General features: G+C 73.1%; 19 protein-coding genes and 1 pseudogene. 5 read left to right on the forward strand and 15 right to left on the reverse strand.

What is annotated here, in order from left to right:
* Positions 1–491: 491 nt before the first annotated feature.
* A complete protein-coding gene (locus ACWCRA_RS05460; protein WP_351557001.1) occupies positions 492–1,709 on the forward strand; it encodes a serine/threonine-protein kinase in 1,218 nt (405 codons plus the stop codon).
* Between the two features lie 159 nt (positions 1,710–1,868).
* Here ACWCRA_RS05460 and ACWCRA_RS05465 read toward each other — a convergent pair whose 3' ends face one another.
* The 8 genes from ACWCRA_RS05465 to ACWCRA_RS05500 all read right to left on the reverse strand — a co-directional run bounded on the left by ACWCRA_RS05465 (position 1,869) and on the right by ACWCRA_RS05500 (position 13,353).
* Positions 1,869–2,687, reverse strand: a complete 819-nt coding sequence (locus tag ACWCRA_RS05465; RefSeq protein ID WP_351557004.1) for a TrmH family RNA methyltransferase — start codon at positions 2,685–2,687, stop codon at positions 1,869–1,871.
* 66 nt (positions 2,688–2,753) lie between these two features.
* Entirely contained in the window at positions 2,754–3,986 is a 1,233-nt protein-coding gene (gene cobA / locus ACWCRA_RS05470) for a uroporphyrinogen-III C-methyltransferase (RefSeq protein WP_451066892.1), read from the reverse strand.
* Between the two features lie 422 nt (positions 3,987–4,408).
* Positions 4,409–7,903, reverse strand: a complete 3,495-nt coding sequence (gene cobT, locus ACWCRA_RS05475) for a nicotinate-nucleotide--dimethylbenzimidazole phosphoribosyltransferase (RefSeq protein WP_451066893.1) — start codon at positions 7,901–7,903, stop codon at positions 4,409–4,411.
* Between the two features lie 345 nt (positions 7,904–8,248).
* Positions 8,249–9,475: a precorrin-6y C5,15-methyltransferase (decarboxylating) subunit CbiE gene (gene cbiE, locus ACWCRA_RS05480; protein WP_351557013.1), complete on the reverse strand. Its 1,227-nt coding sequence runs from the start codon at positions 9,473–9,475 to the stop codon at positions 8,249–8,251.
* 307 nt (positions 9,476–9,782) lie between these two features.
* Positions 9,783–10,418, reverse strand: coding sequence for a GNAT family N-acetyltransferase (locus tag ACWCRA_RS05485; RefSeq protein ID WP_351557016.1), 636 nt, complete (start codon positions 10,416–10,418; stop codon positions 9,783–9,785).
* Between the two features lie 170 nt (positions 10,419–10,588).
* Complete coding sequence (locus ACWCRA_RS05490; protein ID WP_451066894.1) at positions 10,589–11,413, reverse strand: MetQ/NlpA family ABC transporter substrate-binding protein; 825 nt, start codon at positions 11,411–11,413, stop codon at positions 10,589–10,591.
* 54 nt (positions 11,414–11,467) lie between these two features.
* Positions 11,468–12,271 (reverse strand): methionine ABC transporter permease, encoded by an 804-nt coding sequence (locus ACWCRA_RS05495; protein WP_351557022.1) that lies wholly within the window; start codon positions 12,269–12,271, stop codon positions 11,468–11,470.
* The gene (locus ACWCRA_RS05500; protein ID WP_351557025.1) at positions 12,268–13,353 is read right to left on the reverse strand and encodes a methionine ABC transporter ATP-binding protein; all 1,086 of its coding nucleotides are present in this window, start codon (positions 13,351–13,353) and stop codon (positions 12,268–12,270) included. Before ACWCRA_RS05500 ends, ACWCRA_RS05495 begins: the two co-directional genes overlap by 4 nt.
* Positions 13,354–14,490: 1,137 nt before the next feature.
* Here ACWCRA_RS05500 and ACWCRA_RS05505 point away from each other — a divergent pair.
* Entirely contained in the window at positions 14,491–14,850 is a 360-nt protein-coding gene (locus ACWCRA_RS05505; protein WP_351557819.1) for a hypothetical protein, read from the forward strand.
* A gap of 2 nt (positions 14,851–14,852) precedes the next feature.
* On the forward strand, positions 14,853–15,314 hold the full coding sequence (locus tag ACWCRA_RS05510; RefSeq protein ID WP_351557821.1) for a hypothetical protein: 462 nt from the start codon (positions 14,853–14,855) through the stop codon (positions 15,312–15,314).
* A gap of 10 nt (positions 15,315–15,324) precedes the next feature.
* Here the strand turns inward: ACWCRA_RS05510 and ACWCRA_RS05515 are convergent, their stop codons facing one another.
* The 3 genes and pseudogenes from ACWCRA_RS05515 to ACWCRA_RS05525 all read right to left on the reverse strand — a co-directional run bounded on the left by ACWCRA_RS05515 (position 15,325) and on the right by ACWCRA_RS05525 (position 17,385).
* Entirely contained in the window at positions 15,325–15,831 is a 507-nt protein-coding gene (locus tag ACWCRA_RS05515; RefSeq protein ID WP_351557823.1) for a GNAT family N-acetyltransferase, read from the reverse strand.
* Between the two features lie 38 nt (positions 15,832–15,869).
* Positions 15,870–16,064: pseudogene (locus ACWCRA_RS05520) on the reverse strand (sigma-70 family RNA polymerase sigma factor); the annotation flags it as partial.
* Positions 16,065–16,161: 97 nt separating this feature from the next.
* Entirely contained in the window at positions 16,162–17,385 is a 1,224-nt protein-coding gene (locus ACWCRA_RS05525; RefSeq protein ID WP_351557825.1) for a glycerophosphodiester phosphodiesterase, read from the reverse strand.
* A gap of 210 nt (positions 17,386–17,595) precedes the next feature.
* On the opposite strand from ACWCRA_RS05525, the gene ACWCRA_RS05530 reads away from it, so the two are divergent.
* A complete protein-coding gene (locus tag ACWCRA_RS05530; protein WP_351557827.1) occupies positions 17,596–18,285 on the forward strand; it encodes a lysophospholipid acyltransferase family protein in 690 nt (229 codons plus the stop codon).
* A 61-nt stretch (positions 18,286–18,346) separates the two neighbouring features.
* Here ACWCRA_RS05530 and ACWCRA_RS05535 read toward each other — a convergent pair whose 3' ends face one another.
* Both ACWCRA_RS05535 and ACWCRA_RS05540 read right to left on the reverse strand, forming a co-directional pair.
* Positions 18,347–19,885 (reverse strand): MFS transporter, encoded by a 1,539-nt coding sequence (locus tag ACWCRA_RS05535; protein WP_351557829.1) that lies wholly within the window; start codon positions 19,883–19,885, stop codon positions 18,347–18,349.
* Positions 19,882–20,436, reverse strand: coding sequence for a TetR/AcrR family transcriptional regulator (locus ACWCRA_RS05540; protein ID WP_351557831.1), 555 nt, complete (start codon positions 20,434–20,436; stop codon positions 19,882–19,884). Before ACWCRA_RS05540 ends, ACWCRA_RS05535 begins: the two co-directional genes overlap by 4 nt.
* A gap of 313 nt (positions 20,437–20,749) precedes the next feature.
* Between ACWCRA_RS05540 and helR the strand changes: the two genes are divergently transcribed.
* Positions 20,750–22,984, forward strand: coding sequence for an RNA polymerase recycling motor ATPase HelR (gene helR / locus ACWCRA_RS05545; protein WP_451066895.1), 2,235 nt, complete (start codon positions 20,750–20,752; stop codon positions 22,982–22,984).
* Here the strand turns inward: helR and argH are convergent.
* Positions 22,935–24,362, reverse strand: coding sequence for an argininosuccinate lyase (gene argH, locus ACWCRA_RS05550; protein ID WP_351557835.1), 1,428 nt, complete (start codon positions 24,360–24,362; stop codon positions 22,935–22,937). The genes helR and argH overlap by 50 nt on opposite strands.
* A gap of 122 nt (positions 24,363–24,484) precedes the next feature.
* On the reverse strand, positions 24,485–25,678 hold the full coding sequence (locus tag ACWCRA_RS05555; RefSeq protein WP_351557837.1) for an argininosuccinate synthase: 1,194 nt from the start codon (positions 25,676–25,678) through the stop codon (positions 24,485–24,487).
* Positions 25,679–25,738: the final 60 nt, after the last annotated feature.

Here is a 25,738-nt window from a genome sequence, read left to right on the forward strand (position 1 = left end):
GAGGGGCCCCGGTATTGGGGTCTTCCCGGAGGGAATGCCCGGTGGGCGGCCCGAACGGCCCCGCGCGGGTGACTTCCCTCACGTCCGCCCCCCTCCCCCGCCGTGCGCCACCCGCCCGGCACCCCGTCCGGCTTGCCATGACTTCGTCCGTACGCGTGGTGTCGCACCCACCCGGTACCGGCCCCTCCGCTCCCCCGGCCGCCGGTCAATCCCCCTGTGATCAGCATCCGTTGGCGGCGGGCTCCGGCCACCCCGGCCGGATCTCGCTCCCCCCGGCGGCACTTCGGGGCGTCCGGCCGGCACCGACAATCGACCCGGCCCCGAGGGCGCGGCCTATGAGCGCACCGGGGCAGGGGTACGTAAGCTGTGCCACGGCAAAAACGGACGATCAGGCAGCGGGGTGGGCCTTCCCACCCGTTCAGCAGGGGCGGGGCCTCCTCCCGCCGCAGGCAGGGGGGTGGGCAGACCCCACCCCCAGGTAGGGGACGGTCATGGCGATGATGCGGCTCCGGCGCGAGGACCCGCGTGTCGTCGGCTCGTTCCGGCTGCACCGGCGGCTCGGCGCCGGCGGGATGGGTGTCGTCTATCTGGGCTCCGACCGGCGCGGCCAGCGGGTCGCGCTGAAGGTGATCCGCCCGGATCTCGCCGAGGACCAGGAGTTCCGGTCCCGGTTCGCCCGTGAGGTCTCGGCGGCACGGCGCATCCGGGGCGGCTGCACCGCCCGGCTGGTGGCGGCCGACCTGGAGGCGGAGCGCCCCTGGTTCGCCACCCAGTACGTCCCCGGGCCCTCGCTCCACGACCGGGTGGCCGAGGACGGGGTGCTCCGGGCGGCCGAGGTCGCCGCCATCGGCGCCGCCCTCTCCGAGGGACTGGTCGCGGTGCACGAGGCCGGGGTCGTCCACCGGGATCTGAAGCCCTCGAACATCCTGCTCTCCCCCAAGGGCCCCCGGATCATCGACTTCGGCATCGCCTGGGCCACCGGCGCCAGCACGCTCACCCATGTCGGGACGGCGGTGGGCTCCCCCGGCTTCCTCGCCCCCGAGCAGGTGCGCGGGGTCGCCGTCACCCCGGCGACGGATGTCTTCGCCCTCGGTGCCACCCTCGCCTACGCGGCGACCGCGGACTCCCCCTTCGGGCACGGCGGTTCCGAGGTCATGCTCTACCGGGTGGTGCACGAGGAGCCGCAGCTCCACGGAGTGCCCGACGCGCTGGCCCCGCTGCTGCGGGCCTGTCTCGCGAAGGACCCCGAGGAACGCCCCAGCACCCTTCAGCTCTCCATGCGGCTCAAGGAGATCGCCGCCCGTGAGGCCCAGGGGCTGCCGGAGGGCAGGCCGCCGGCCCAGCGGGAGCGGATCGAGGCCGAACGGCCCACCGCGCGCTACCCGGAGCGGGGGGACCGGCTGGAGCGCACCGAGCGGATGGAGCGGCCGGACGGCCGCCGGACGGCCGGGGGGTCCGGGCCGCGCTCACAGCCGTCCCGTACCGGAGGGTCGCGTACCGGCGGCTCCCGGCCCCAGCGACAGCGGCCCGCCGGCCGGGCCAAGGGGCGCGCCAAGGGCCGTCAGGGTTCCGGTACGGGCTCCGGAGTCCGTACGACCTCGTCCGGGCTGCGGCCCGCGAACCCGAGGCTGCTGCGGCAGCGGATCGTGGTCTTCGTCGTGGTGACCCTGATCGTGGCGCTGGGCATCGCCGCCGCGCAGCAGCTCTAGGGAGTTTCTTTCGGATCGGGCCGGATCGGTGAGCGGGGTCCGGTGCCGTGGATCGCAGGGCGGAGGACGGAGCCCACGCGGAGCGCCGGCGACCGACGACAACGCGGCGAGGCGCGGTGCCGGGGCTCGCGAGCCCCGGCACGATCCGGAAGAGACGACCTAGTCCTGGGGGCGGCCGGTGGTGACCGCGTAGAAGGCCACGGCCGCCGCCGCGCCCACATTGAGCGAGTCGACGCCGTGGGCCATCGGGATACGGACCCACTCGTCGGCCGCCATCAGCGCCCGGGGCGACAGCCCGTCGCCCTCCGCGCCGAGCATCAGCGCGACCCGGTCCAGCCGGTGCGGTGCCGCCTCGTCGATCGGGGTGGCCTTCTCGTGCGGGGTGAGCGCGAGCAGCCGGAACCCCGCCTCCCGTACCGTCTCCAGGCCCTTGGGCCAGCCGTCCAGCCGGGCGTACGGCACGGAGAAGACGGCGCCCATCGAGACCTTCACCGAGCGGCGGTAGAGCGGGTCGGCGCAGTCCGGGGAGAGCAGGACCGCGTCCATGCCGAGCGCGGCGGCGCTGCGGAAGATCGCGCCGATGTTGGTGTGGTCGTTGACGGACTCCATGACGGCCACACGGCGGGCCGTGGTGAGCAGTTCGGCCGCGGTGGGCAGGGGCTTGCGCTGCATGGAGGCGAGCGCGCCCCGGTGCACGTGGTAGCCGGTGACGCGCTCGGCCAGCTCCGGGGTCACCGCGTAGACCGGCGCCGGCAGCTCGTCGATGACGTCCCGCATGGCGTCGACCCACTTGGCGGAGAGAAGCATCGACCGCATCGCGTAGCCGGCTTCCCCGGCGCGCCGGATGACCTTCTCGCCCTCGGCGATGAAGAGACCCTCGGCGGGTTCGCGCCGGCGGCGCAGCTCGACATCGGTCAGACCGGTGTAGTCGTGCAGGCGCGGGTCGTCGGGGTCCTCGATGGTGATGAGATCAGCCACAGGGTGATACTGCCTTCTCCTGGGTGGGGTGCCAATGCCGGCGCGGGAGCGGGGCGGGGGCCGGGGTCAGCCGGTGGCCGGGCGGCCGACGGTGACGACCTCGCCGATGACGATGACCGCCGGGGGGCGCACCTCCTCGGCGACGACCGTGTCGGCGACCGTCGCGAGCGTCGCGTCCACCCGCCGCTGGGCGGCGGTGGTGCCCTCCTGGATCAGCGCGACCGGGGTGTGCGGGGCGCGCCCGTTCGCCACCAGGGTCCGGGCGATGGCGCCGATCTTGTCGACGCCCATCAGCACGACCAGCGTGCCGCGCAGCCGGGCCAGCGCGGGCCAGTCGACGAGGGAGCGGTCGTCGTCCGGGGCGACATGGCCGCTGACGACGGTGAACTCATGGGCGACGCCGCGGTGGGTGACCGGGATGCCGACCGCCGCGGGCACGCTGATGGAGCTGGAGATGCCGGGGACGACGGTGCAGGGGATACCGGCCTCGGCGAGCGCCTCGGCCTCCTCCATGCCCCGGCCGAAGACGAAGGGGTCGCCGCCCTTGAGCCGGACGACCGCCTTGCCGGCCTTCGCGTGCTCGATCAGGGCGGCGTTGATGGCCTCCTGGGCCATGAAGCGGCCGTACGGGATCTTGGCGGCGTCGATCACCTCGACGTGCGGGGGCAGCTCCGCGAGGAGGTCGCGGGGGCCGAGCCGGTCCGCGATCACCACATCCGCCTCGGCGAGGAGACGGCGGCCCCGGACCGTGATCAGGTCGGGGTCGCCGGGTCCGCCGCCGACGAGGGCGACGCCCGTGGTTCTCGTACGGTGGTGGGGGGCGGCGATCGTGCCGTTGTGCAGGCCCTCCACGATGGCGTCACGGACGGCGGCGGCCCTGCGGGGGTCGCGGCCGTCCGGGCCCGCGGTGAGAACGGCGACGGTGACGCCCTCGGAGCGCCCGCTCGCCGGGGTCCACGCGGTGGCGGCGTCGGCGTCGTCGGAACGCACGCACCAGACGCGGGCCTGCTCGGCCTCGGCGGAGGCGCGGGTGTTGGCGTCCGCGTCGGTGGTGGCGATGAGGACGTACCAGGCGCCTTCGAGGTCGCCCCGGGTGTAGCGGCGGCGCTCCCAGCGGATCTCGCCGCCGGTGGCCATCGCCTCCACGGAGGGGGTGGCGGACGGCGACACCAGGACGATGTCCGCGCCCGCGGCGATCAGGGCGGGGAGCCTGCGCTGGGCGACCTGTCCCCCGCCGATGACGACGACGCGGCGCCCGGAGAGGCGGAGACCTACGGGGTAGGCGGGGTGATCGACCATGGGGGTGGGGCTCCTCGGGGTGCGCTGCGCCGACGAAGCGGCAGGTGAAACCGGCCCTCTCGGCCGCCTCCAACTTTACGGTGCGCCCGCGCCCACCCCTCCCGAGGGGCCACCCTGCGGCCCCCTGCCACAGCCCGGGGAATCCCGAGCCCGCGCGAGAAACCCGGCCCGTCCGGCGTCCACGGACAGAGCGGGAAAACCCAGCCCGTCCGGGGGCACCTCCCAGCGGCGGCTCCGGGGGAGTTCGAGGACGGACCCTGTGCGCGAGGACCCTGAACCGGTCGGGCTCCCCGCACCTCGGATGCCCGCGCGGCTGCCCGGGGGCCGGCCGCCGTCCCGCAGGCACCCGGGCGCCCGTGGCCCGGGGGCCGCCCTCGACGCCCGACGGGCCGGAGGACTCCCGGGCTCTCCGGCCCGGAGGGCTACTTCTCGGTGACGCCGGCCGAGTCGAACGTCGCCACCTCGTGCATCGCCCGCGCGGCACTCTGCACCACCGGCAGCGCCAGCAGCGCCCCCGTCCCCTCCCCCAGCCTCAGATCCAGATCCACCAGCGGCCGCAGCCCCAGCTTGTTCAGGGCCGCCACATGCCCCGGCTCCGCGCTGCGGTGCCCCGCGATGCACGCCGCCAGTGCCTCCGGGGCGATCGCCCGCGCCACCAGTGCCGCCGCGCCCGCCGAGACCCCGTCCAGCAGCACCGGCGTGCGCAGTGACGCGCCGCCCAGGATCAGCCCGACCATCGCCGCGTGCTCCAGCCCGCCGATCGCGGCCAGGACGCCGACCGGGTCGGCCGGGTCCGGCGCGTGGAGCTCCAGCGCCCGGCGGACCACATCGACCTTGCGGGCGTGCATCTCGTCGTTGATCCCGGTGCCCCGCCCGGTGATCTCCCCGGGGTCGATCCCCGTGTACACGGAGATCAACGCCGACGACACCGTGGTGTTCGCGATCCCCATCTCCCCGGTGAGCAGGGCCTTGTTCCCGGCGGCCACCAGATCGCGCGCGGTCTCGATGCCGACCTCGATCGCCTGGAGCGCCTCCTCCCGGCTCAGCGCCGGGCCCGTGGTGAAGTCGGCCGTGCCCGCGCGGACCTTGCGCGGAAGCAGTCCGGGGCCGGGCGGGAGGTCGGCGGCGACGCCGACATCGATGACGCAGACCTCCGCCCCGACCTGGTTGGCGAAGGCGTTGCACACCGCGCCCCCGCCGAGGAAGTTCGCCACCATCTGGGCGGTGACCTCCTGGGGCCACGCCGTGACGCCCTGGGCGTGCACCCCGTGGTCCCCGGCGAAGATCGCCACGGCCGCGGGCTCCGGGATCGGCGGCGGGCACATCCGGGAGAGCCCGCTGAGCTGTGCGGAGATGATCTCCAGCATGCCCAGTGCCCCGGCCGGCTTGGTCATCCGCTTCTGCCGCTCCCACGCCTCGCCGAGCGCCTTGGCGTCCAGCGGGCGGATGTTGGCGACCGTCTCCTTGAGGAGGTCGTGCGGCTCCTCACCGGGCAGCGCGCGGCGGCCGTAGGTCTCCTCGTGGACGACCCAGGACAGCGGGCGGCGCTTGGACCAGCCCGACTGCATCAGCTCGGGGTCCTCGGGGAACTCGTCGACGTAACCGACGCACAGATACGCCACGACTTCGAGGTGCTCGGGCAGCCCCAGCGCACGGACCATCTCGCGCTCGTCGAAGAAGCTCACCCAGCCCACGCCCAGGCCCTCGGCACGGGCGGCGAGCCAGAGGTTCTCGACCGCGAGGGCGGAGGAGTAGGGCGCCATCTGCGGCTGGCTGTGCCGGCCCAGGGTGTGCCGGCCGCCCCGCGTCGGGTCGGCGGTGACGACGATATTGACCGGGGTTTCGAGGATCGCCTCGATCTTCAGTTCCTTGAACTGCTTCGCCCGGCCCTTCGGCAGCGACTTCGCGTAGGCGTCGCGCTGGCGCTGGGCGAGCTCGTGCATCGTCCGCCGGGTCTCGGCGGAGCGGATGACGACGAAGTCCCAGGGCTGCGAGTGGCCGACGCTCGGTGCCGTGTGGGCGGCTTCCAGGACCCGCAGCAGGATCTCGTGCGGGATGGGGTCGCTGCGGAAGCCGTTGCGGATGTCCCGGCGCTCACGCATCACCCGGAGCACGGCCTCGCGCTCGGCGTCGTCGTACCCGGGCGCGGGCGCGCTCCGGGCGGGGGCCGCCGCGACCGGGTCGGGGACGGGGGGCGGGGCGGGGGCGGCGACCGGGGCGGGCTCGGGCGCGGAGACGGGCTCGGGCGTGGAGACGGGGGCGGATTCCGGCGCGGGGACGGGCTCCTGCTGCGGCTCGGGTGCCTGCTCCGGCTCCGGCTCGGGCTCGGGCTCGGGCTCGACGACGGCCACGGGCACGGGGGCCGGTGCCGGCTCGACGACGGCCACGGGCACGGGGGCCGGTGCCGGCTCGACGACGGCCGCGGGCACGGGGGCCGGTTCCGGCGCCACCACCTGAGCGGGGGCGGGCGCCGGCTCGGCGGCGGGCGGCTCGGACGCGGGCGCGGGTTCCATCACCGGTACGGGGGCGGGGGCGGGCTGCTCCGCGACCACCGGCTGGACGGTCTCAACCGCCTCAGCGATCGCGACGGCCTGGACGGTGTCGACGGCCTCCGTGACCTCCGTGGTCTCCGTGACCTCCGTGGTCTCCGTGACCTCCGTGGTCTCGACGGTCTGTACCGGCTCGGGCTGCTCCGTCGCTTCCACGACCTCGGGGACCTCGGCCACCTCGGCGGCTTCGGGAGCCTCCGGGGCCGGGGGAACCTCAACGGCCTCGGGGTCGGCCTCAAGCCCGGGCTCGGGAACCTCCGCGACCGGCGCGGGCTCGGCCACGGGCGGCTCGGCCTGCTCGGCGGCCACCCCGGCGACCGGTGCGGGCTCGGGGCTCCCGGGGGCTTCGGGGGCCTCCGGGGCCTCGGGAGCAGCAGCCACCTCGGCCGGCAGCTCCGCCGCGGGCTCCACGGCCTCGACAGGCTCCGGCGCCGGCTCGGGTGCCGGTGCCTCCGCCTCGGGCTGCCCGGGCTCGGGCGTCTCGGCGACAACCGGCTCCACCGGAGCCTCCACCGGCTCGGCCCGCACCGGGGCCTCGGGCGCGGCCGGCTCGGGCTGCTGCGGCGGCAGGCTGTCCCACGGGGCGCCGGCCTGGGGCGGGATCTCCACCGCGGGCTGCACCGGCAGGGCGCTCACCGGCTCCTCGCGCGGGGTGTCGAGGTACTCGGGGCCGGGGACGCTCGGCACGGTCAGCGGGTGCGGCGGTGCGCCCGCCGGACCCCGGTCCGCGAGGGAACGCACCACTCCGCCCGAGGTGTCGGGCAGCGGCGGGCCCATGTGCAGCGGGCGCCTGGCCGGCGGCGGGGTCGGAGTCGAGGACGTCGGCGGGAACACGGCGGCGGGCTGCTCCACCGGGGCCTCGGGCGCGGCCGGCGTCTGCACCGGCGCCTCGGCGCCGGGCTGCTCCTCGGCGGTCGCGGAGACCGGCGGGGCGGCAGCCGGCGCGGGCTGCCCGGCCGCCGCGGCGTCCGCGACGGGCGGTATCCCTGGTGCCGCCGCCGCGTGCTCCGGAGCCCCCAGATCGGTCGGCGCGGCCAGCTCCGGCGCGGGGACCGTGTCCGGCGCCACGGGCTCGGGCCGCGGCGGGAACTCCTGCGCCACGGCCTGCGGCTGCGACTGCGGGTCCGGCTGCTGGGGCAAGGGCCGCGGAAGCGGCTGCGCCGGCTGCGGGACGGGCGGCACGATCTGGGGGTCGCTCCACGCCCCCTGCGCGCTCGGCATCAGCAGCAGATCGTCCTCTTCGGGGGCTTGCGGCGAGGGGTCCAGGAAGGTGTACGCGTCAGGGCCGGGCATGCCCGGCTGCTGCTGCTCCACCACGCCTGCGTTCCCCGGCTGCCCGTCGCCCGGGATCTGGCCGGTGTCAGTCATGCGTACCCCTCGCCCATCGTTTGTGAATCCTTCGCCCATCGCCCCCGACGGCAGGCCGTGGCGCGGGCGGGCGCCCGTCGACTAGAACGAGCGCGTGCGCCACGCGGCACGATCGCCCCACGGACTCCAAGCATTCTCGCGGCCGTTCACGGCCACGACAGGGAGATCCGCCATGGTCCGCTGTGGGCTGCGCCACGCTGCGCGGCCCCGGCTACGACGTACCACATACCGGAGCCAAAGCGACACTGACTTTCCGGTTCTCCCCGGTGTCGGCGAACGAGGCGACAACGGCCGGGGTGCGGTACAACGGTCGGTCAGCCTACCTGGCGCCACCGACAGACGGGGTCACGGGGCGCGCTCCGGCTGCCTCCCGGAGAGCAGGAAGACAACGGACCGCTCGCGCTCCTCCCAGCCCCCCGGATCGAGCTCCACGCTCTGGAGCAGCGCGCATTCGACGGTGTAGCCGCCGCCGGAGAGCGCGGCGCCGATCGCCTCCGCCTCGTCACGGGTGGAGGCGTGGGCGACGATGCGTTCGGGGCGGCGGTCCGTGCAGGCGGTGACCACGGTGGCTCCCCCGCCCCCGATCCGTACCACATCGGGTTCGGGCAGCCGCTCCAGTACATGGGGGGCGCTTCCGTGGACCACCTGGATCTGCACACCCGCGCGGCGGGCGGTGGCGTCGGTGCGGGCGCAGGCCTCCAGGTCGGCGTCGACGGCGAGCACGGCGGCGCCGAAGCGGGCCGCGTCGGCGGCGAAGGCGCCGCTGCCGGAGCCGATGTCCCAGACCAGATCGCCGGTACGGGGCCCGAGGCGGGCCAGTTGGACGGCGCGCAGGGGCTCCGACTCGCCCTCGCCGGGCGCCGGGGAGCCGGGGGCCCGGGAGGGCAGTGCCCAGCCGCGTACCCCGGGCGGGGTGCCGGTGGCGCGGCCGGCGATCCAGCCTCCGCCCGCGGTCGCCGCCGGGCCGGCCTGGCCGCCGATGACGATCACCACATTGGGGTCGCGCCAGACGTGGTCGGCGGCCTTGTCCGAGGTGAGGACGGAGATCTGCTCGCGGCTTGTGCCCAGTTCCTCGCAGATGACGAAGGTGCGGTGGACGCCTTCGAGCAGCAGGGCCAGCTCGGCGGGGCCCGCGCCCGGGGAGGTGAGGACGGCGACCTTGGGGTGGGCGCGGCAGACATTGACGGCGCGGCGCAGGGTGCGGGGGTGGGCCACGACGACCTGGGCGTCGTCCCAGGGCATGCCGGCGCGGGCGAAGGCGGTGGCCACCGAGGAGACGGCGGGGACGACCTCGACCTCCAGGCCGTGCTCCGGGGCGCGCAGCGTGCGGACGACTCCGAAGAAGCCGGGGTCCCCGTCGGCGAGGACGACGGCGGTGCCCCGGTGGCCGGCGATCCGGCGGGCGGCGAGATCGACGCTGCCGAGGCGGATGCGCTCGGCGCTCCCGGGCACTTCGGGGAGAGCGAGATGGTGGGCCGCTCCGGCGACGAGCGTCGCGGCGGAGAGTGCGGAGGTGGCCGCGGCGGTGAGGGGCGAGCCGTCCCAGCCGATCACCGTGACGCGGTCGGCCATCGTCGTCAGTCTCCCTGGTGTTGTCGCAGGTGGGGTGGAGGGCCGGCGGACGCGGCCAGGGTGAGGGTACCCGGCGTGGGGCCCCACTGAATCAGTTCGGACCGGCCGGCGCCAGTGGACCGCCGGCTTCCGGTCGGTCCGGGCCCTCGCGGGCGGCGGGTTCCCGGGCGGGAGGGGCCGGGCGGGGTGGTGCGGTCGCGGGGGCGCGGAGGCGGTGCGGTGCGGTGCAGTGTGGGGGACGGGACGGTGCGGCCGGGCCGGTCGGCACGGACCGGTGCGGCCCGGTGGGGGTTCAGCCCAGGAGGGTTCAGCGCAGTTCGGTGAAGGAGGAGTAGCCGAACTCCGCCATCTCCTCCGTGCCGCCCTCCAGATCCTCGGGCAGCAGACTCCAGACGATCAGATCGGTGCGAATCCGGGCCCATCCGCCGTCGGCCGTCTGGGTCCGCGCTATCCAGGCGTTGCGCAGCACTCCCTCGCTGATCGCGCCGGTCTTCTGCGCCACCTGCTGGCCCGCGGTGTTGCCGGCGGCGGTGCGCAGCTCCAGCCGCTCGAAGCGCTGATCGCGGAAGAGCCACTTGGCGGTGGCGAGCAGCGATTCGGTGGCGTACCCCTCGCCGCGTGCCCACGGCGCGGTGACATAGGCGGCCTCGGTGGCACGGGTGCGCCAGTTGGTGTGGGTGAGGCTCACGGTGCCGACCAGCCGCTGGGTGAGGAACTCGGTGACGGCCAGGGCGATGCCCCGGCCGCTGAGCCGTTCGGCGGGGGCGAGCCTGCGGACCCAGTCGCGGGCGTGGGCGTTGATGTACGGATGGGGCGCGGTGGTCCAGGAGGTGACCTGGTCGTCGTTCATCATCTCGGTGTACGCCGGGATGTCGGACTCCTCGAAGGGGCGCAGCACCAACCGCTCCGTGCTGATGGACACGTCCGGGAAGGTGGAAGTCATGCGCCGCTCCGTAACCAGGGGCCTGCCGAAAAACCCAGCATGCAGCATGGGCCGGGCGAACCGCACCACAGGGTCCCGCGCTTGGGGCCCGGGGTGTCCCGGAGCCGGGGGCCCCGCGCACCCGGTGGGGCGGGCGGGGCCCCGGCGGTGGAGTGTGCCGGGAGCGGGGCTCAGAAGGCGGCGATGACCGAGCCGTCGTACTCGTCCTCGATGAACTTCTTCACCTCGGGCGAGTTGAGCAGCTTGCCGAGCTTCACGACCCGCTCGTCCTTCTCGTTCCCCTTCTTCACGGCGAGGAAGTTGCCGTACGGGTTGTCCGTCGCGGATTCGAGCACGAGGGAGTGCTTCTTGGGGCTGAGCTTCGCCTCGACGGCGTAGTTGCCGTTGATGACCGCGGCGTCGACCTCGTCGAGGGCGCGCGGCACCTGGGCCGCCTCCAGCTCCTTGAAGGTGAGCTTCTTCGGGTTCTTGACGATGTCCTTGGGCGTGGCCTCGTTGCCCGCGCCGGCCTTCAGCTCGATGAGGCCGTTCTCCTCCAGCAGCTTGAGGGCGCGGGCCTCGTTGGTGGTGTCGTTGGGCACGGCGACCGTGGCGCCGTCCTTGAGGTCGGCGAGCTTGTCGGCCTTGTTGGAGTAGAGGCCCAGCGGCTCCAGGTGCACGGTGGTCACGGGCACGATGGTCGTGCCGTTCTTCTTGTTGAAGTCGTCGAGGTACGGCTTGTGCTGGAAGAAGTTCGCACCCACCTCGCCGCTCTGGGTCGCCGTGTTGGGCGTCACGTATTCGGTGAACTCCTTGACCTCCAGCTTGAGGTCCTCCTTCGCGGCCAGGTTGTCCTTGACGTAGCCGAGGATCTCGGCGTGCGGGACGGACGTGGCGGCGACGATGAGCGCGGAGTCCTTCGAGTCGGAGCCGGAGTCGGAGCCGCAGGCCGAGAGGCCGAGGGTGAGGGCTCCGGCGGCGAGGACAGCGGTGGTGATCTTGGCGGTGTTACGCACGAAAAGTGCCTTTCTCCATGAGTGGTGCGGTGGTGCGCCCCGGGTGGGGCTGGTTCAGAGGGACTTGGCGCGCTCCGAGTCGGAGCGGGGGTACGGCAGGCCGACGGCGGTGGCCTCGGCGCTGTCCAGGGCGGTCCTCGGCTGCGGAAGGTCCTTTGTGCGGGCCCGGAGGAGCCGCAGCCGGGGGGCCGAGCCGCCGCGCCCGCGGCGGTGCAGGCTCAGGGCGGCCCAGTCGCCGGCGAACTGGATGACGGAGATGACGACGGCGAGGATCGCCACCGTGATCCACATCAGCTCGGTCTCGAAGCGCATGTAGCCGTAGCGGGTGGCGATGTCACCGAGTCCGCCGGCGCCGACGGTGCCCGCCATCGCCGAGTAGCCGATCAGGGCCACGACGGTGGTGGTGGCGCCCGCGATCAGCGAGGGCAGCGACTCGGGGACGAGTACCTTCCGGACGACGGTCCAGGTGCTGCCGCCCATCGACTGCACGGCCTCGACGAGCCCGCCGTCCACCTCGCGCACGGCGGTCTCGACCAGCCGGGCGAAGAACGGTATGGCGCCGATCGCGAGCGGCACGATCGCGCCCTCGCGGCCGATGGTGGTGCCGGTGATCGCCTTGGTGAAGGGGAGCAGGGCGACCATGAGGATGATGAACGGCATCGACCGGGTGATGTTGACGAGCTGACCGGTCACCTTGTTGACCAGGGGGTTGCCCAGCAGCCCGCCCCGGTCGGTGAGGACGAGGAGGATACCCAGGGGGAGCCCTCCGACCACGGCGATGACACCGGACCAGCCGACCATGTAGAGCGTGTCCCAACAGGCCTGCTCCAGCAGCGGCTGCATCTCCGACCAGGTCACTTGGCACCTTCCTTGGCAACGGTGGAGGTGGCGGCGGGGGCGGGGGCCGCGGGAGCGGCGGCGGCCGGGGGCGGGGTCACCGTGTCGGCGACCTCGACCTGGAGGCCCCGCTCGCGCAGGAACCCGATCGGGACGACGTTCTCCTCGAAGCGGCCGGGCAGCTCGATCCGCATCCGGCCGACCTGGAGGCCGCCGACGGTGTCCATCGCGGCACCCAGGATCGAGATGTCGATGTTGTAGGTACGGGAGAGCTGGGAGATCACCGGCTGGGTGGCGGCGTCGCCGTGGAAGGTGACGTCCACGACCGTGCGGTCGTCGCCGGAGGCGTCGCCGCTCACCGGGAAGAGCGCGGCGGCCAGCTCCGAGCCGGGGGTGGCCAGCAGCTCGCTGACGGTGCCGGACTCGATGATCCGTCCGCCCTCCATCAGGGCGGCGGAGTCGCAGACCGTCTTGACGACGTCCATCTCATGGGTGATGAGCAGAACGGTCAGCCCGAGGCGCCGGTTGAGGTCGCGCAGCAGCTGGAGGATGGAGCGGGTGGTCTCCGGGTCGAGTGCGCTGGTCGCCTCGTCGGAGAGGAGGACCTTGGGGTCCCCGGCGAGCGCGCGGGCGATACCGACGCGCTGCTTCTGGCCGCCGGAGAGCTGGCTGGGGTACGCCTTGGCCTTGTCGGAGAGCCCGACCAGGTCGAGGAGTTCCAGGGCCTTGCGGGAACGGTCGCTCCCGGAGTGGCCGAGGATCTCCAGCGGCAGCTCGACGTTCTCCCGCACGGTGCGGGAGGAGAGCAGATTGAAGTGCTGGAAGACCATGCCGATGCGGCTGCGGGCCTCACGCAGCTGCTTGCCCGCGCGCGGTCCGCGCCCGGCGAGTGCGGTGAGGTCCTGGCCGTCCACGGTCACGGTGCCGGAGGTGGGGCGCTCCAGGAGGTTGACGCAGCGGATGAGCGAGGACTTTCCGGCGCCGCTCTGGCCGATGACGCCGTACACCTCGCCCTCTCTGACATGGAGGTCCACGCCGTCCAGGGCGGTGACCTCGCGTCCTCGCGAGCGGTAGACCTTGGTGAGGCCCGTTGTGGTGATCACTGGGATGTCCGTCACTGTCGAGTGCGGGGCGAGCGTCCTCGCCGGGCACGGGGCGTTCGTCTTCCGGGTTTTCTGGTGGGAGCGCGGCACGTCCGGGGGCCGGGGCGCCTGGGAGGGCATCCGGTCGGGGTTCGGTCGGTTCGGCGCGTGCGCGGGGCGACGGCGGGCCGCGGTCAGCGGCACGCTCGGCGGCGCGGTCTCACTTCGGGGCGCGAGGTACAGGCAGGGGCCCTCAGAAGGCGCACATTCGACACATACAACGAGCACCGGGCGTGGTGATCGCCTCGGTCGCAAGGGTGCGGCTGCTCGTCGTGGTCATGTCGGCAAGTAAAGCAGATGGGGTCGGCGGGGGAAGGGGGTTGTCCGCATAGCGGACAGCTTCGATCTGTCATGCGGACGCGGGGGGTGCGGGGCGGTGGGCTGGGGGGAGGGGGTGCTGACCTGGGCTGATGTGAGGTTTTCGGGGTGGGTCGGGGGGGTGGTGGGGTGGTGGTGCTGTGGTCAAGGCCACGGGCCGCACCCATGGCGCGGTCGCGCCACCCTCAGCCCTGCCGGCGGCTGAGCAGCACCACCCAGCCCCTCCGGCGACCGAGCCGCACCCCTCAGCCCCTCCGGCGATTGAGCCGCACCCCTCAGCCCCTCCGGCGACCGAGCCGCACCCCTCAGCCCCTCCGGCGATTGAGCCGCACCCCTCAGCCCCGCCGACGACCGAGCAGCACCACCCAGCCCCTCCGGCGACCGAGCAGCACCCCTCAGCCCCTCCGGCGACCGAGGAGCACCCCTCAGCCCCTCCGGCGATTGAGGAGCGGGGGTTCGGGGGCTGGCCCCCGACCGTGGCCCGCAGGATGCGGGGCCCTGTGGCACAGGGTCCGTCCTCAAACGCCGGACGGGCTGGGATTGCCGGACGGGCTGGGATTGCTCGGGCTGCCCGGGGTGCGGGGTCCGTCCTCGAACTCCCCCAGAGCTGCCTCTGGGAGGTACCCCCAGACGGGCTGAATTTGCTCGGGCTACCCCGTGGTGCGGGGTCCTGTCCTCGGAATTCCCCAGGGCTGCCTCTGGGTTTCCCGGGAGTGCCGGGACAGGTGGGGGACGGGGTGGGGGCGGGCGCGGGAGAAGGGGCGTAATACTCTCGGGGGCATGCTCGACGCCCTGACGGTCGCGGTCTCCGTGACCGCGCTCGCCCTCGCCGCCTGGTGCGGTCTCGCCGCATTCCGCGACCAGCCGACCAAGGACTGGCACTTCATCGGCATGGCCGTGGTGTCCCTGCTGGCGCTGGCGCAGCTGGTGGTGGGCATCGTCCGGCTGGCGGGCGGCGCGGAGGCCCACGAGGGCGCGACGATCTTCGTCGTCTATCTGATCGGCGCGTTCGCCGCGGTCCCGGCCGCCGGCTTCCTCTCGCTGGCGGAGCGGACCCGCTGGGGTTCGGCGACCGTGGCCGCCGGGGCCGTGGTGCTCGCGGTGCTCCAGGTCCGGCTCCACGACATCTGGGGAGGCTGACCATGCCCGAGCCCACCACCGGGGAGAAGGACACCGAGGACGGGGCGCGGACCAGGCTGGTCGCGGGCCCCGGCCTGCTGCTGGTGTGGCTGTACTCGGTGATGTCGGTCGGGGCGGTGTCGCGTTCGGCCTATGAGATCGCCGTCCGTTTCGACACCGCCCCGCTCGCGCACTCGCTCTCCGCCGTCGCCGCCGTCGTGTACGCCTTCATCACCTACACCCTGGTGCGCGGCGGCGAGAGGGCCCGCAGGGCGGCGCTGGTGTGCTGCGCCGCCGAGCTGGCCGGGGTGCTGATCGTCGGTACGTGGACGGTGCTGGACCCGGCCGCCTTCCCCGACTCCACGGTGTGGTCGGAGTACGGCATGGGCTATCTCTTCATCCCCGTCCTCCTGCCGGTCACCGGAATGCTCTGGCTGCGCCGCGCCCGTGGCGCGGCCCCCGGGAGCGGCACCCGGAAGAACTGAGCGGGCCGGCTCAGGCGCTGGTGACGAAGGCCCCGATACCGGCCGCGCCCTTCTCCAGGGTGACCAGGGTGAGCCTCGGGCCGACCTCCTCCCGGGCGACCGGGACGTACCCCCGGCTGCGGTAGAGACGGAGATTGCCCTCGCTGCGGTGACCGGTGAAGAGCTGGAACCGCTGGGGCGCCGGCTCGGCCGCGAAGCTGTCCTCGATCGCGTCGAGCAGCCGCCCGCCCAGGCCGTGACGCTGCATCCGGGGGTGGACGATCAGCTTGGAGATATGGGCGATGCCGTGCTCGTCGACCCGGCCGCGCACGGAGGCGACCACCTCGTCGCCGAGGCGGGCGACCAGCGCGTGGCCGCCGGAGATCTCGGCGCGCAGATCGTCGAGTGACTGGGTGAGGGGCTCGATCGCATAGTCGCCGTAGAGCTCAGCCTCGCTCTGGTAGCACAGATACTGCAGCTTGAGGATGTGCTCCACATCCTGTGCCGTCGCCGCTGAGATGGTCACGCTCATGCCCATGCGCGCATGCCTCCCGCTCACCTGTTCTCTCCGGTTGTCTACCGCTCCATTCCCCCATGTTCAGGAGCTGCAACCTCTGCCGGGAGCATTCTGCGCAGGCATCCCAGGCAACGGGAACGGTTGGGCCCCAGACTTCTCTGTGAGATACCCAACTCTCCTGTGATTTCGCGGTAAGTGGGGCGATTCAGGGGCAACATCGCAGCCGGCAACCGCATCCACGCTCCCGGTGTGCGGGTGCGGCCCCCGAAACCACCCGGAGGGGTCACGGCCCTCCGGACGGGTGACACCTCCCGGCGCCGGGCCGTGCGGGGGCCGTGACCGGCACGGCGGTCAGCCGCGGAAGTCGGCGGCGGCCAGCAGACCCGTGTCCGGGTGGTCGGTGAAGATGCCATCGATCCCGGTCGCGAAGTACCGCCGGTAGGCGCCGAACACATCGCCGTACTCATTGGCGGCGACGGCCGGATCGAGGCCGTGGTCGCGCCGGAAGTCGGCGGGCAGAAAGCTGTTCTCGTTGCGCAGGGTGTACGGATGGACGATCAGATCCCTGCGGTGGGCGTCGCGCACCAGCGTCGTCGCACTGCCGAGGGTGCCGTCCGCGCGCCGGGGGATGACGAGGTCCAGGGTGGGGCCGATGCCCTGGGCGAAGGAGGCGATCCACCTCAGCCCCTCGGGGGTGATGAGGTCGGCGACCGTGCGCGGGTCCCCCGATTCGACGAAGTCCCAGGGCCGGTCGCCGGCGGCGGAGAGCAGCACCACCCTCGGCGAGGAGACGAGCCGGGCCATCCGGCGCATGCTGCCCGGCTCGAACGACTGGAGGAAGACCGGCGAGCCGGCGCGGTGGCGGCCGTGGCGGCGCAGCAGCCGGGCGAGCGGCTCCTCCAGGCCGAGCCCGAGCCCCCGGAAGTAGGTGGGGTGCTTGGTCTCGGCGTGGAGCCAGACCGGACGGCCCCGGCGGCGGCCCTCCCGCTCGGCCCAGCGCAGCACCTCGTCGAAGGTGGGGATGGTCCAGCGGTCGTTGTAGAGGGTGTTCTTGGGGCGGTTGCGCGCGATCCGCTCCCGGGTGCGGAGGGTCTTCAGCTCGGCGAGGGTGAAATCCTCGGTGAACCAGCCGGTGAGGGTGGTGCCGTCGACCTTCTTGGTGGTTCTGCGGGCGGCGAACTCCGGGTGCTCGGCGACATCGGTGGTGCCGGTGATGTCGTTCTCGTGACGGCACACCAGATGGCCGTCCCGGGTGGGCACGAGATCCTGTTCGATGACGTCGGCGCCCATGTCGAGGGCGAGCTGATAGGCGCCGATGGTGTGCTCGGGGCGGTAGCCGCTGGCGCCCCGGTGCGCGATCACCGTGGGGACGGGCAGGTCCCGGTGGGAGCCGGGGCGGCCGGGGTGCCGTCCGGCCGCGGCGGCCGGGGCCGCCGCCGCGCCGCCGGCCCCGAGTGCGGCGCCGCCGAGGACCGCCGCGCCGAGCAGCGTCCGCCGCCCCGGACCCGTACCCCTCCCCCGGTCCGTGCCGTGGCCACCGCCGTGGTCCGTGCCGCTGGTCGCGCCCTGTGTCATCGAGGCTCCTCCGTGTGATGTCCCGCACCTGTCAGGCAGTCCCCGACGCTAGGGAGGGCGGGCTTCCACCGGGAAGACCCTGGGAGAACGTGGCGCAAAGAGGTGTCAACGCTTCGTATCCGGTTCGTGAACCCGATGTGCGGTCGGGCATGATCCGCGAGTATCGTCCTCACCTGCCCGGACCCGGGCCGGCCACGCCACCGTCCGTCCATGACACCGGAGGACCCGTTGTCCCGCTTGACTGTCATCAAGGCCGTCCTAGGACCGTTTCTGCGGCTGATGTTCCGCCCCCGTGTGGAAGGCGTGGAGAACATCCCGGGCTCCGGCCCCGTCATTCTGGCCGGGAACCACCTCACCTTCATCGACTCGATGATCATGCCGTTGGTCTGCTCCCGCCCGGTGTACTTCATCGGCAAGGACGAGTACGTCACCGGGAAGGGCCTCAAGGGCCGGGCGATGGCGTGGTTCTTCATCGGTGTCGGCATGATCCCGGTGGACCGGGACGGCGCGAACGGCGGAGTGGCGGCCCTGATGACGGGGCGCCGGGTGCTGGAGGAGGGCCGGGTCTTCGGCATCTACCCCGAGGGCACCCGCTCCCCCGACGGACGGCTCTACCGGGGCCGTACCGGCATCGCCCGGCTCACCCTGATGACCGGCGCGCCCGTGGTGCCGTTCGCGGTGATCGGCACGGACAAGCTCCAGCCCGGCGGATCGGGGCTGCCGCGCCCGGGCCGGGTGACGCTGCGCTTCGGCGCGCCGATGGAGTTCTCGCGGTACGAGGGGATGGACCGCGACCGCTATGTGCTGCGGGCGGTCACGGACTCGGTGATGACGGAGGTCATGCGGCTCTCCGGCCAGGAGTACGTGGACATGTACGCCACCAAGGCCAAGGCCGCCTGAGCGCGGTCATGACGCAGGGCCGGACCCCGATTCGGGGTCCGGCCCTGCGTCGTATCCGCGCTCAGGGGTGCTCGATGCCGTCCTCCAGGCGCTGGCCCTTCAGCAGGAACCAGGCGGCGACGGCGGTGAGCAGCAGAACCGCCGAGCCGACGGCACCGGCCAGGTGGAACCCGTCCGCGAACGCGCCCTGCGCGGAGGAGAGCAGCGCCGTGCCCTGCTCCGGGGGCAGCGACTGCGCCGCGTCGGCGGCGCCGCCGAGGGAGTCCCTGGCCGCGTCGGCGGTCCCGGCGGGGACGCCCTCGGGGACGGTGAAGCCCCGGTAGACACCGGTGACCACCGAGCCGAGCAGGGCGATACCGAGCGCCGCGCCCAGTTCGTACGCGGTCTCGGAGACCGCGGACGCCGCGCCGGCCTGCTCCTTGGGGACGCTGGAGAGGATGACATCGGCCGTCACCGTGAAGGCGAGCCCCGCGCCGAGGCCGCCGAGGAAGAGCGCGAGCCCCATGGCCAGGGGGGCGGTGTCGGCGGTCAGCAGCACACAGGAGCCGAGCGCGAGGCCGACGGCCGTCAGTCCGCCGGAGACGGCGCTGCGCACCGAGGCCCGGCGGGCGAGATAACCGGCCAGCAGACCCGAGATCACGGCGCCGACGGCGGCGGGGAGTTCGATCAGACCGGCCTCCAGCGGCGAGCGGCCCTGGACGAGCTGGAGGAACTGCGAGAGGAAGAAGACCAGCCCGGAGAGGCCCAGAATGGTCAGCAGATCCGCCAGGACAGCGCCGGAGAAGCCCCGGTTGTGGAAGAGCCGGACGTTCAGCAGCGGTGACGGCAGCGTCAACTGCCGGCGGACGAACCAGACGAGGGCGCCGATGCCGATGACGGCGGACGCGGCGACACCGAGACCGGCGCCGTGCACGGCCAGCTCCTTGATCGCGTAGACCACGGAGACCATGCCGATCAGCGAGAGCGCGACGCTTATCAGGTCCCAGGGGCCCGGGTCGGGGTTGCGCGACTCGGGGAGCAGCTTGATGCCGACGACGACCAGCACGGCCATGACCGGCAGGTTGATCAGGAAGACCGAGCCCCACCAGAAGTGCTCCAGGAGCACCCCGCCGACCACGGGGCCCACGGCGGCGCCGGCGGAGGCCGCGGCGCCCCAGATGCCGACGGCGATGCTGCGTTCCTTGGGGTCGTGGAAGAGGTTGCGGATCAGGGCGAGCGTGGACGGCATCAGGGTGGCGCCGGCGACACCGAGCAGGGCGCGCGCCACGATCATCGCCTCGGGGCTGGTGGCGTAGGCGTTGAGCACCGAGACGGCGCCGAACGCCACGGCGCCGACGAGCAGCAGCTTCTTGCGGCCGATGCGGTCGCCGAGGCTGCCCATGGAGATCAGCAGACCGGCGATGACGAAGGAGTAGACGTCACCGATCCACAGCAGCTGGGTGCCGGAGGGCTTGAGGTCCTCGCTCAGGTACGGGGTCGCGAGACCCAGTACGGTGGCGTCGACCGCGACCAGCAGCACGGCGAACACCAGAACGGCGAGCGCCAGCCAGCGGCCCGGCGCGCGGACGGTCTCCTGCGCCTTCAGGTCGGTGCCGGTCATTGCTTCACGCTCCGTCGTGTGCAGCCGCCGAGCACCAGCTCGGCGATCATCGTTTCGTAGTCCTTGGCGGCCACCCGGCCGGACTGGACGGCCCAGGCGGCCGAGGTGATCAGCCCGTAGAGGGCGTCCGTGAGCCAGGTGGCGGTGAGGTCGATCCGGAAGTCCCCCTCTTCCTGGCCGCGCAGGAAGAGGGCGGCGATCCGGTCGTCGATCCGGTTCCAGCCCTCGTTCATCTCCGCGCCCTCGAAGAGCTGGTTCTCGGTGATGAGGAACGAGAGCAGCCCGGAGGCGGACTCGGATGCCGCGACGAGCCGCCGCAGCGCCTCGGTGGCGCTGCCCTCATGGAGCCGGGCCGCCTCGACGGCGGTCTCGAACTCCGTCAGCCCGAAGTCCTCCAGCGCCCGCACCAGCGCGTCCCGGCCGGCGAAGTGCCGGTGCAGCGTGGCCCGCCCGATACCCGCGGCCCGGGCGACCTCGTCCATGGTGGCGGTGGCCTTGCGGGAGAGCAGGGCGGCGGCCTTTCTCAGCACCTGCTCACGGTCGACAGTCATGAGACAATCATATGCAGATTGAGACACGAATGTCTCATTGAATATCCGCGCCGTGCCCTCCGGGGCCGCATGACGGAGCCGCACGACGGAGCCGCACGACGGAGCCGCGGCCCGCGCGCCCGGGCCGCTCGGCGGGGCGTCGGGGCAGCGCTCGGCAGGGTGTCGGGGCAGAAGAAAAGGCCGGGAGAGCTGACTCTCCTGGCCATAGCCAACTTATAGCGCACCGGGGGGCTTGCCGCAAGGCCCCGGGTATGGCCCAGAATCGCCGATCGAAGCCGGGGGCGCCGATGGCCCCCAGATCGGAGCCACGCCGTTGAAACCCCTCCCCACCAGCGCGTTCGACCTTCCCGACCGCCTCGCCGCCAAAGCCGACCCCGCGCTGATCGCCGGCGATGAGCAGCACTTCGCGGCCATCGCGGAGTGCCTCGCGCACTCGGTCGCCGATCTCTCCGACCGTCTCGACACCGAGCGCCGGGCACCCGGTGGCATCGGCCGGCAGGCGATGGACCGGGACATGGAGGTGCACCGGCTGACCGCGCGGCTGCGGACCCTGCGCCGCTTCGGGCTGGACCTCTGTCTCGGGCGCATGGTAGGCGCCGACGGCGGCGACCCCGTGTACATCGGACGGCTCGGACTCACCGACAGCACGGGCCGCCGGCTGCTGCTCGACTGGCGCTCACCCGCCGCCGAGCCGTTCTTCGGGGCCACCCACGCCCATCCGATGGGGCTCGCGAGCCGTCGCCGGTACCGCTGGAGCGGCGGCCGGGTCGGTGACTACTGGGACGAGGTGTTCACCCGGGACGGGTTCGCCGGGCACGCCGCGCTCGACGACCAGTCCGCCTTCATCGCCAGTCTCGGCGGCGACCGTTCGGCGCGGATGCGCGATGTGCTCGGCACCATCCAGGCCGACCAGGACGCCGTCATCCGCGCGGGCTCCCGGGGTGCCCTCGTCGTCGACGGCGGCCCCGGCACCGGGAAGACCGTCGTCGCCCTGCACCGCGCCGCCTATCTGCTGCACGCGGACCCGCGTCTCGCGCACCGCCGGGGCGGCGTCCTGTTCGTCGGCCCGCACGAGCCCTACCTGGGGTATGTCTCCGATGTCCTGCCCAGCCTCGGGGAGGAGGGCGTACAGATCTGCACCCTGCGGGACCTCGTCGCCGAGGGAGCCGGGGCGGTGGCCGAGACCGACCCGGAGGTGGCCGGGCTGAAGTCCTCCGCCCGCCTGGTCGGGGCGATCGAGGCGGCCGTCCGCTTCCACGAGGAGCCGCCCGCCCAGGGCATGACGGTCACCACCCCCTGGTCCGACATCCCGCTGGGCGCCGACGACTGGGCCGCGGCGTTCGGGGCCGCGGACCCCGGCACCCCGCACAACGAGGCGCGCGAGCAGGTCTGGGAGGAGCTGCTCACGATCCTGGTGGACCTGCACGACGGCGACGTCCCCGACGAGCAGCTCCGCGCGTCACTGCGCCGGAACCGGGAGCTGCTCACGGCCTTCGGCCGCGCGTGGCCGCTGATCGAGGCGGCCGACCTGGTCGGGGACCTGTGGTCCGTACCCGCGTATCTGCGCGTGTGCGCCCCCTGGCTCACCCCGGACGAGGTGGCACGGCTCCAGCGCCCGGCCCCCCGGGCGTGGACCGTCTCCGACCTGCCGCTCCTGGACGCGGCGCGGCAGCGCCTCGGCGACCCGGAGGCGGCGCGGCGCGAGCGCCGGCACACCGCCGCCGTCGCCGCCGAACGCGCGCACATGACCCGGGTCGTCGACGCCCTGCTGGCCGCCGACGACGACGGCGAGGGCGTGGTGACCATGCTGCGCGGGGAGGACCTCAGAAACAGTCTGGTCGACGAGAGCGCGTTCGCGGGCCGCCGACCGGATCGGCTCGCCGGGCCGTTCGCGCACATCGTCGTGGACGAGGCCCAGGAGCTGACCGACGCGGAGTGGCAGATGCTGCTGCTGCGCTGCCCGTCCCGGAGCCTGACCATCGTCGGCGACCGCGCCCAGGCCCGGCGCGGGTTCACGGAGTCCTGGCGGGAGCGGCTCGAACGGATCGGCGTCGACCGGGTCCGCCTGGCCTCCCTGAGCGTCAACTACCGGACGCCGGAGGAGATCATGGCGGAGGCCGAGCCGATGATCCGTGCCGTGCTCCCGGACGCCAATGTGCCGGTCTCCGTCCGGAGCGGCCACGTCCCCGTCCTCCACGGCTCCACCGCCGAGCTCGGCCCGGTCCTCGACTCCTGGCTCGCCGCGCACGCCGACGGGACCGCCTGTGTCATCGGCGATCCCGCCTTCCGGGCGACACCCCGCGTCCGGTCGCTGACCCCGGAGCTGTCGAAGGGGCTGGAATTCGATCTGGTCGTCCTCGTCGACCCGGAGGCGTTCGGCGAGGGTGTGGAGGGGGCGGTGGACCGCTATGTCGCGATGACCAGGGCGACCAGCGACCTGGTGATCCTCACCAGCCCCCGGGGTCCGGGCGGGACGGGGTCCCCGGGCGGGCCGGGCCCTACCGCTTGGCCTCGGCCCAGGCGTGCTGGATCACCAGATCGGCCTTGACCTCGGCGAGCTGGGTCCGCACGGCGGACGGGGCCGTACCGCCCCGGCCGTCGCGGGAGGCCAGCGCGCCGGGGACGTCGAGGACCGAGCGGACCTCCGGGGTCAGATGCGGGGAGATCTTCGCGAACTCCTCGTCCGTCAGTCCGTTCAGCTCCACGCCCCGGCTCTCGCACTCCTTGACGCACTCACCGGCGACCTCGTGGGCGACCCGGAACGGCACCCCCTGCCGCACCAGCCACTCCGCGATGTCCGTGGCGAGCGAGAAGCCGGCCGGGGCCAGCTCCTCCATCCGCTCCCGGTGGACGGTGAGGGTGGCCATCATCCCGGTGAAGGCGGGCAGCAGCACCTCCAGCTGGTCGCAGGAGTCGAAGACCGGCTCCTTGTCCTCCTGGAGGTCGCGGTTGTACGCGAGGGGGAGCGCCTTCAACGTCGCCAGCAGGCCCGTGAGGTTGCCGATGAGCCGGCCGGACTTGCCGCGCGCCAGCTCGGCGATGTCCGGGTTCTTCTTCTGCGGCATGATCGAGGAGCCGGTGGAGAACGCGTCGTGGAGGGTGACGAAGGAGAACTCCTTCGTGTTCCAGATGATGATCTCCTCCGCGATCCGGGAGAGGTTGACGCCGATCATCGCGGTGATGAAGGCGAACTCGGCGGCGAAGTCCCGCGATGCGGTGCCGTCGATGGAGTTGCCCGCCGAGCCGCGCTCGAAGCCCAGATCGGCGGCGACCGCCACGGGGTCGAGCCCCAGCGAGGAGCCCGCCAGCGCCCCGGAGCCGTACGGCGAGACCGCCGTACGGGTGTCCCACTGGCGCAGCCGCTCCGCGTCCCGGGAGAGCGACTGGACATGGGCGAGCACATGGTGGGCGAAGAGGACGGGCTGGGCGTGCTGGAGATGCGTACGGCCCGGCATGGCGACGTCCGGGTGTGCCTCGGCGAGGCCCACCAGCGCGTCCTGGAGATCCGCGATCAGACCGCCGATGATCCGGGCGTGGTCGCGGAGGTACATCCGGAAGAGGGTCGCGACCTGGTCGTTGCGGGAGCGGCCGGCCCTCAGCTTGCCGCCGAGGTCGGGGCCGAGGCGCTCCAGCAGGCCCCGCTCCAGGGCGGTGTGGACGTCCTCGTCGGCCACCGTGCCCACGAAGTCGCCCGAGGCCACATCGGCCTCCAGCAGATCGAGCCCGGCGATCATCCGGGTCAGCTCGTCCGCGTCGAGCAGGCCCGCCGTGTGCAGGACCCGGGCGTGGGCGCGTGAGCCGGCGATGTCGTACGGCGCGAGGCGCCAGTCGAAGTGGACGGAGGCGGAGAGCGCCGCCAGCGCCTCGGCGGGGCCGTCGGCGAACCGTCCGCCCCAGAGCCGGACATCACCGTTGTTGCTGCTCACTGCTGAATCTCCTCGGAGGGGTGGGTGCGGGGCCGGGACCGGTGCACGGGCGGGCGGGACCGGGCCGCCGCCGCCCCGTCGACGAGGAGGGGGGCGGCGGTGGTGCGCGGCGCGGCGTGCGGTCAGACGAGGTCGCGCCGGGCGGCGATCTTCGAGGAGAGGCCGAAGATCTCGATGAAGCCCTGCGCCTTGGACTGGTCGAAGGTGTCGCCGGTGTCGTAGGTGGCGAGGTTGAAGTCGTACAGCGACTTGTCCGACCTGCGGCCGGTGACCACGGCACGGCCGCCGTGCAGGGTCATCCGGATGTCACCGGTGACATGCTGGTTGGCCTCGTTGATGAAGCCGTCCAGAGCGCGCTTGAGCGGGGAGAACCAGAGGCCGTCGTAGACCAGCTCGCCCCAGCGCTGCTCGACCTGCCGCTTGTAGCGGGCCAGCTCGCGCTCGACGGTGACGTTCTCCAGCTCCTGGTGGGCGGTGATCAGCGCGATCGCGCCGGGGGCCTCGTACACCTCACGGGACTTGATGCCCACGAGCCGGTCCTCGACGATGTCGATCCGGCCGATGCCCTGGGCGCCGGCCCGCTCGTTGAGCTGCTGGATCGCCTGGAGGACGGTGACGGGGCGGCCGTCGATGGCGACCGGGACGCCCGCCTCGAAGGAGATGACGACCTCGTCGGCCTCGCGCGGCTCGGCGGGGTTGGAGGTGTACTCGTAGACGTCCTCGATCGGCGCGTTCCAGATGTCCTCCAGGAATCCGGTCTCCACGGCCCGTCCGAAGACGTTCTGGTCGATGGAGTACGGGGACTTCTTGGTGGTGACGATCGGGAGCTGCTTCTCCTCGCAGAAGGCGATGGCCTTGTCGCGGGTCATGGCGTAGTCCCGGACCGGGGCGATGCACTTCAGATCGGGTCCGAGGGCGGAGATGCCGGCCTCGAAGCGGACCTGGTCGTTGCCCTTGCCGGTGCAGCCGTGGGCGACGATGCCGGCGTTGTGCTTCTTCGCGGCGGCGACCAGGTGCTTGACGATCGTGGGCCGGGAGAGCGCGGAGACCAGCGGGTACCGGTCCATGTACAGGGCGTTGGCCTTGATCGCCGGGAGGCAGTACTCATCGGCGAACTCGTCCCTGGCGTCGGCGACCTCGGCCTCGACGGCACCGCAGGCGAGCGCGCGCTTGCGGATGACATCCAGGTCCTCGCCGCCCTGGCCGACATCCACAGCGACGGCGATGACCTCGGCGCCCGTCTCCTCGGCGATCCAGCCGATGGCGACAGAGGTGTCCAGACCGCCTGAGTAGGCGAGTACGACGCGCTCGGTCACGGGATTCTCCTTACGGTGCAGTCGATGATGGAATAAGTATGCAGCGTTACGCATGTTTCG

The organism is Streptomyces sp. NPDC001889 (assembly GCF_053594535.1).

What these genes read in the sequence shown, in the direction of transcription:
- ACWCRA_RS05460 (WP_351557001.1), top strand. Translation starts at nt 492, where the DNA reads ATGGCGATGATGCGGCTCCGGCGCGAGGACCCGCGTGTCGTCGGCTCG.
- cobA (WP_451066892.1), bottom strand. Translation starts at nt 3,986, where the DNA reads ATGGTCGATCACCCCGCCTACCCCGTAGGTCTCCGCCTCTCCGGGCGC.
- cobT (WP_451066893.1), bottom strand. Translation starts at nt 7,903, where the DNA reads ATGACTGACACCGGCCAGATCCCGGGCGACGGGCAGCCGGGGAACGCA.
- cbiE (WP_351557013.1), bottom strand. Translation starts at nt 9,475, where the DNA reads ATGGCCGACCGCGTCACGGTGATCGGCTGGGACGGCTCGCCCCTCACC.
- ACWCRA_RS05485 (WP_351557016.1), bottom strand. Translation starts at nt 10,418, where the DNA reads ATGACTTCCACCTTCCCGGACGTGTCCATCAGCACGGAGCGGTTGGTG.
- ACWCRA_RS05505 (WP_351557819.1), top strand. Translation starts at nt 14,491, where the DNA reads ATGCTCGACGCCCTGACGGTCGCGGTCTCCGTGACCGCGCTCGCCCTC.
- ACWCRA_RS05510 (WP_351557821.1), top strand. Translation starts at nt 14,853, where the DNA reads ATGCCCGAGCCCACCACCGGGGAGAAGGACACCGAGGACGGGGCGCGG.
- ACWCRA_RS05515 (WP_351557823.1), bottom strand. Translation starts at nt 15,831, where the DNA reads ATGGGCATGAGCGTGACCATCTCAGCGGCGACGGCACAGGATGTGGAG.
- ACWCRA_RS05525 (WP_351557825.1), bottom strand. Translation starts at nt 17,385, where the DNA reads ATGACACAGGGCGCGACCAGCGGCACGGACCACGGCGGTGGCCACGGC.
- ACWCRA_RS05530 (WP_351557827.1), top strand. Translation starts at nt 17,596, where the DNA reads ATGACACCGGAGGACCCGTTGTCCCGCTTGACTGTCATCAAGGCCGTC.
- ACWCRA_RS05535 (WP_351557829.1), bottom strand. Translation starts at nt 19,885, where the DNA reads ATGACCGGCACCGACCTGAAGGCGCAGGAGACCGTCCGCGCGCCGGGC.
- ACWCRA_RS05540 (WP_351557831.1), bottom strand. Translation starts at nt 20,436, where the DNA reads ATGACTGTCGACCGTGAGCAGGTGCTGAGAAAGGCCGCCGCCCTGCTC.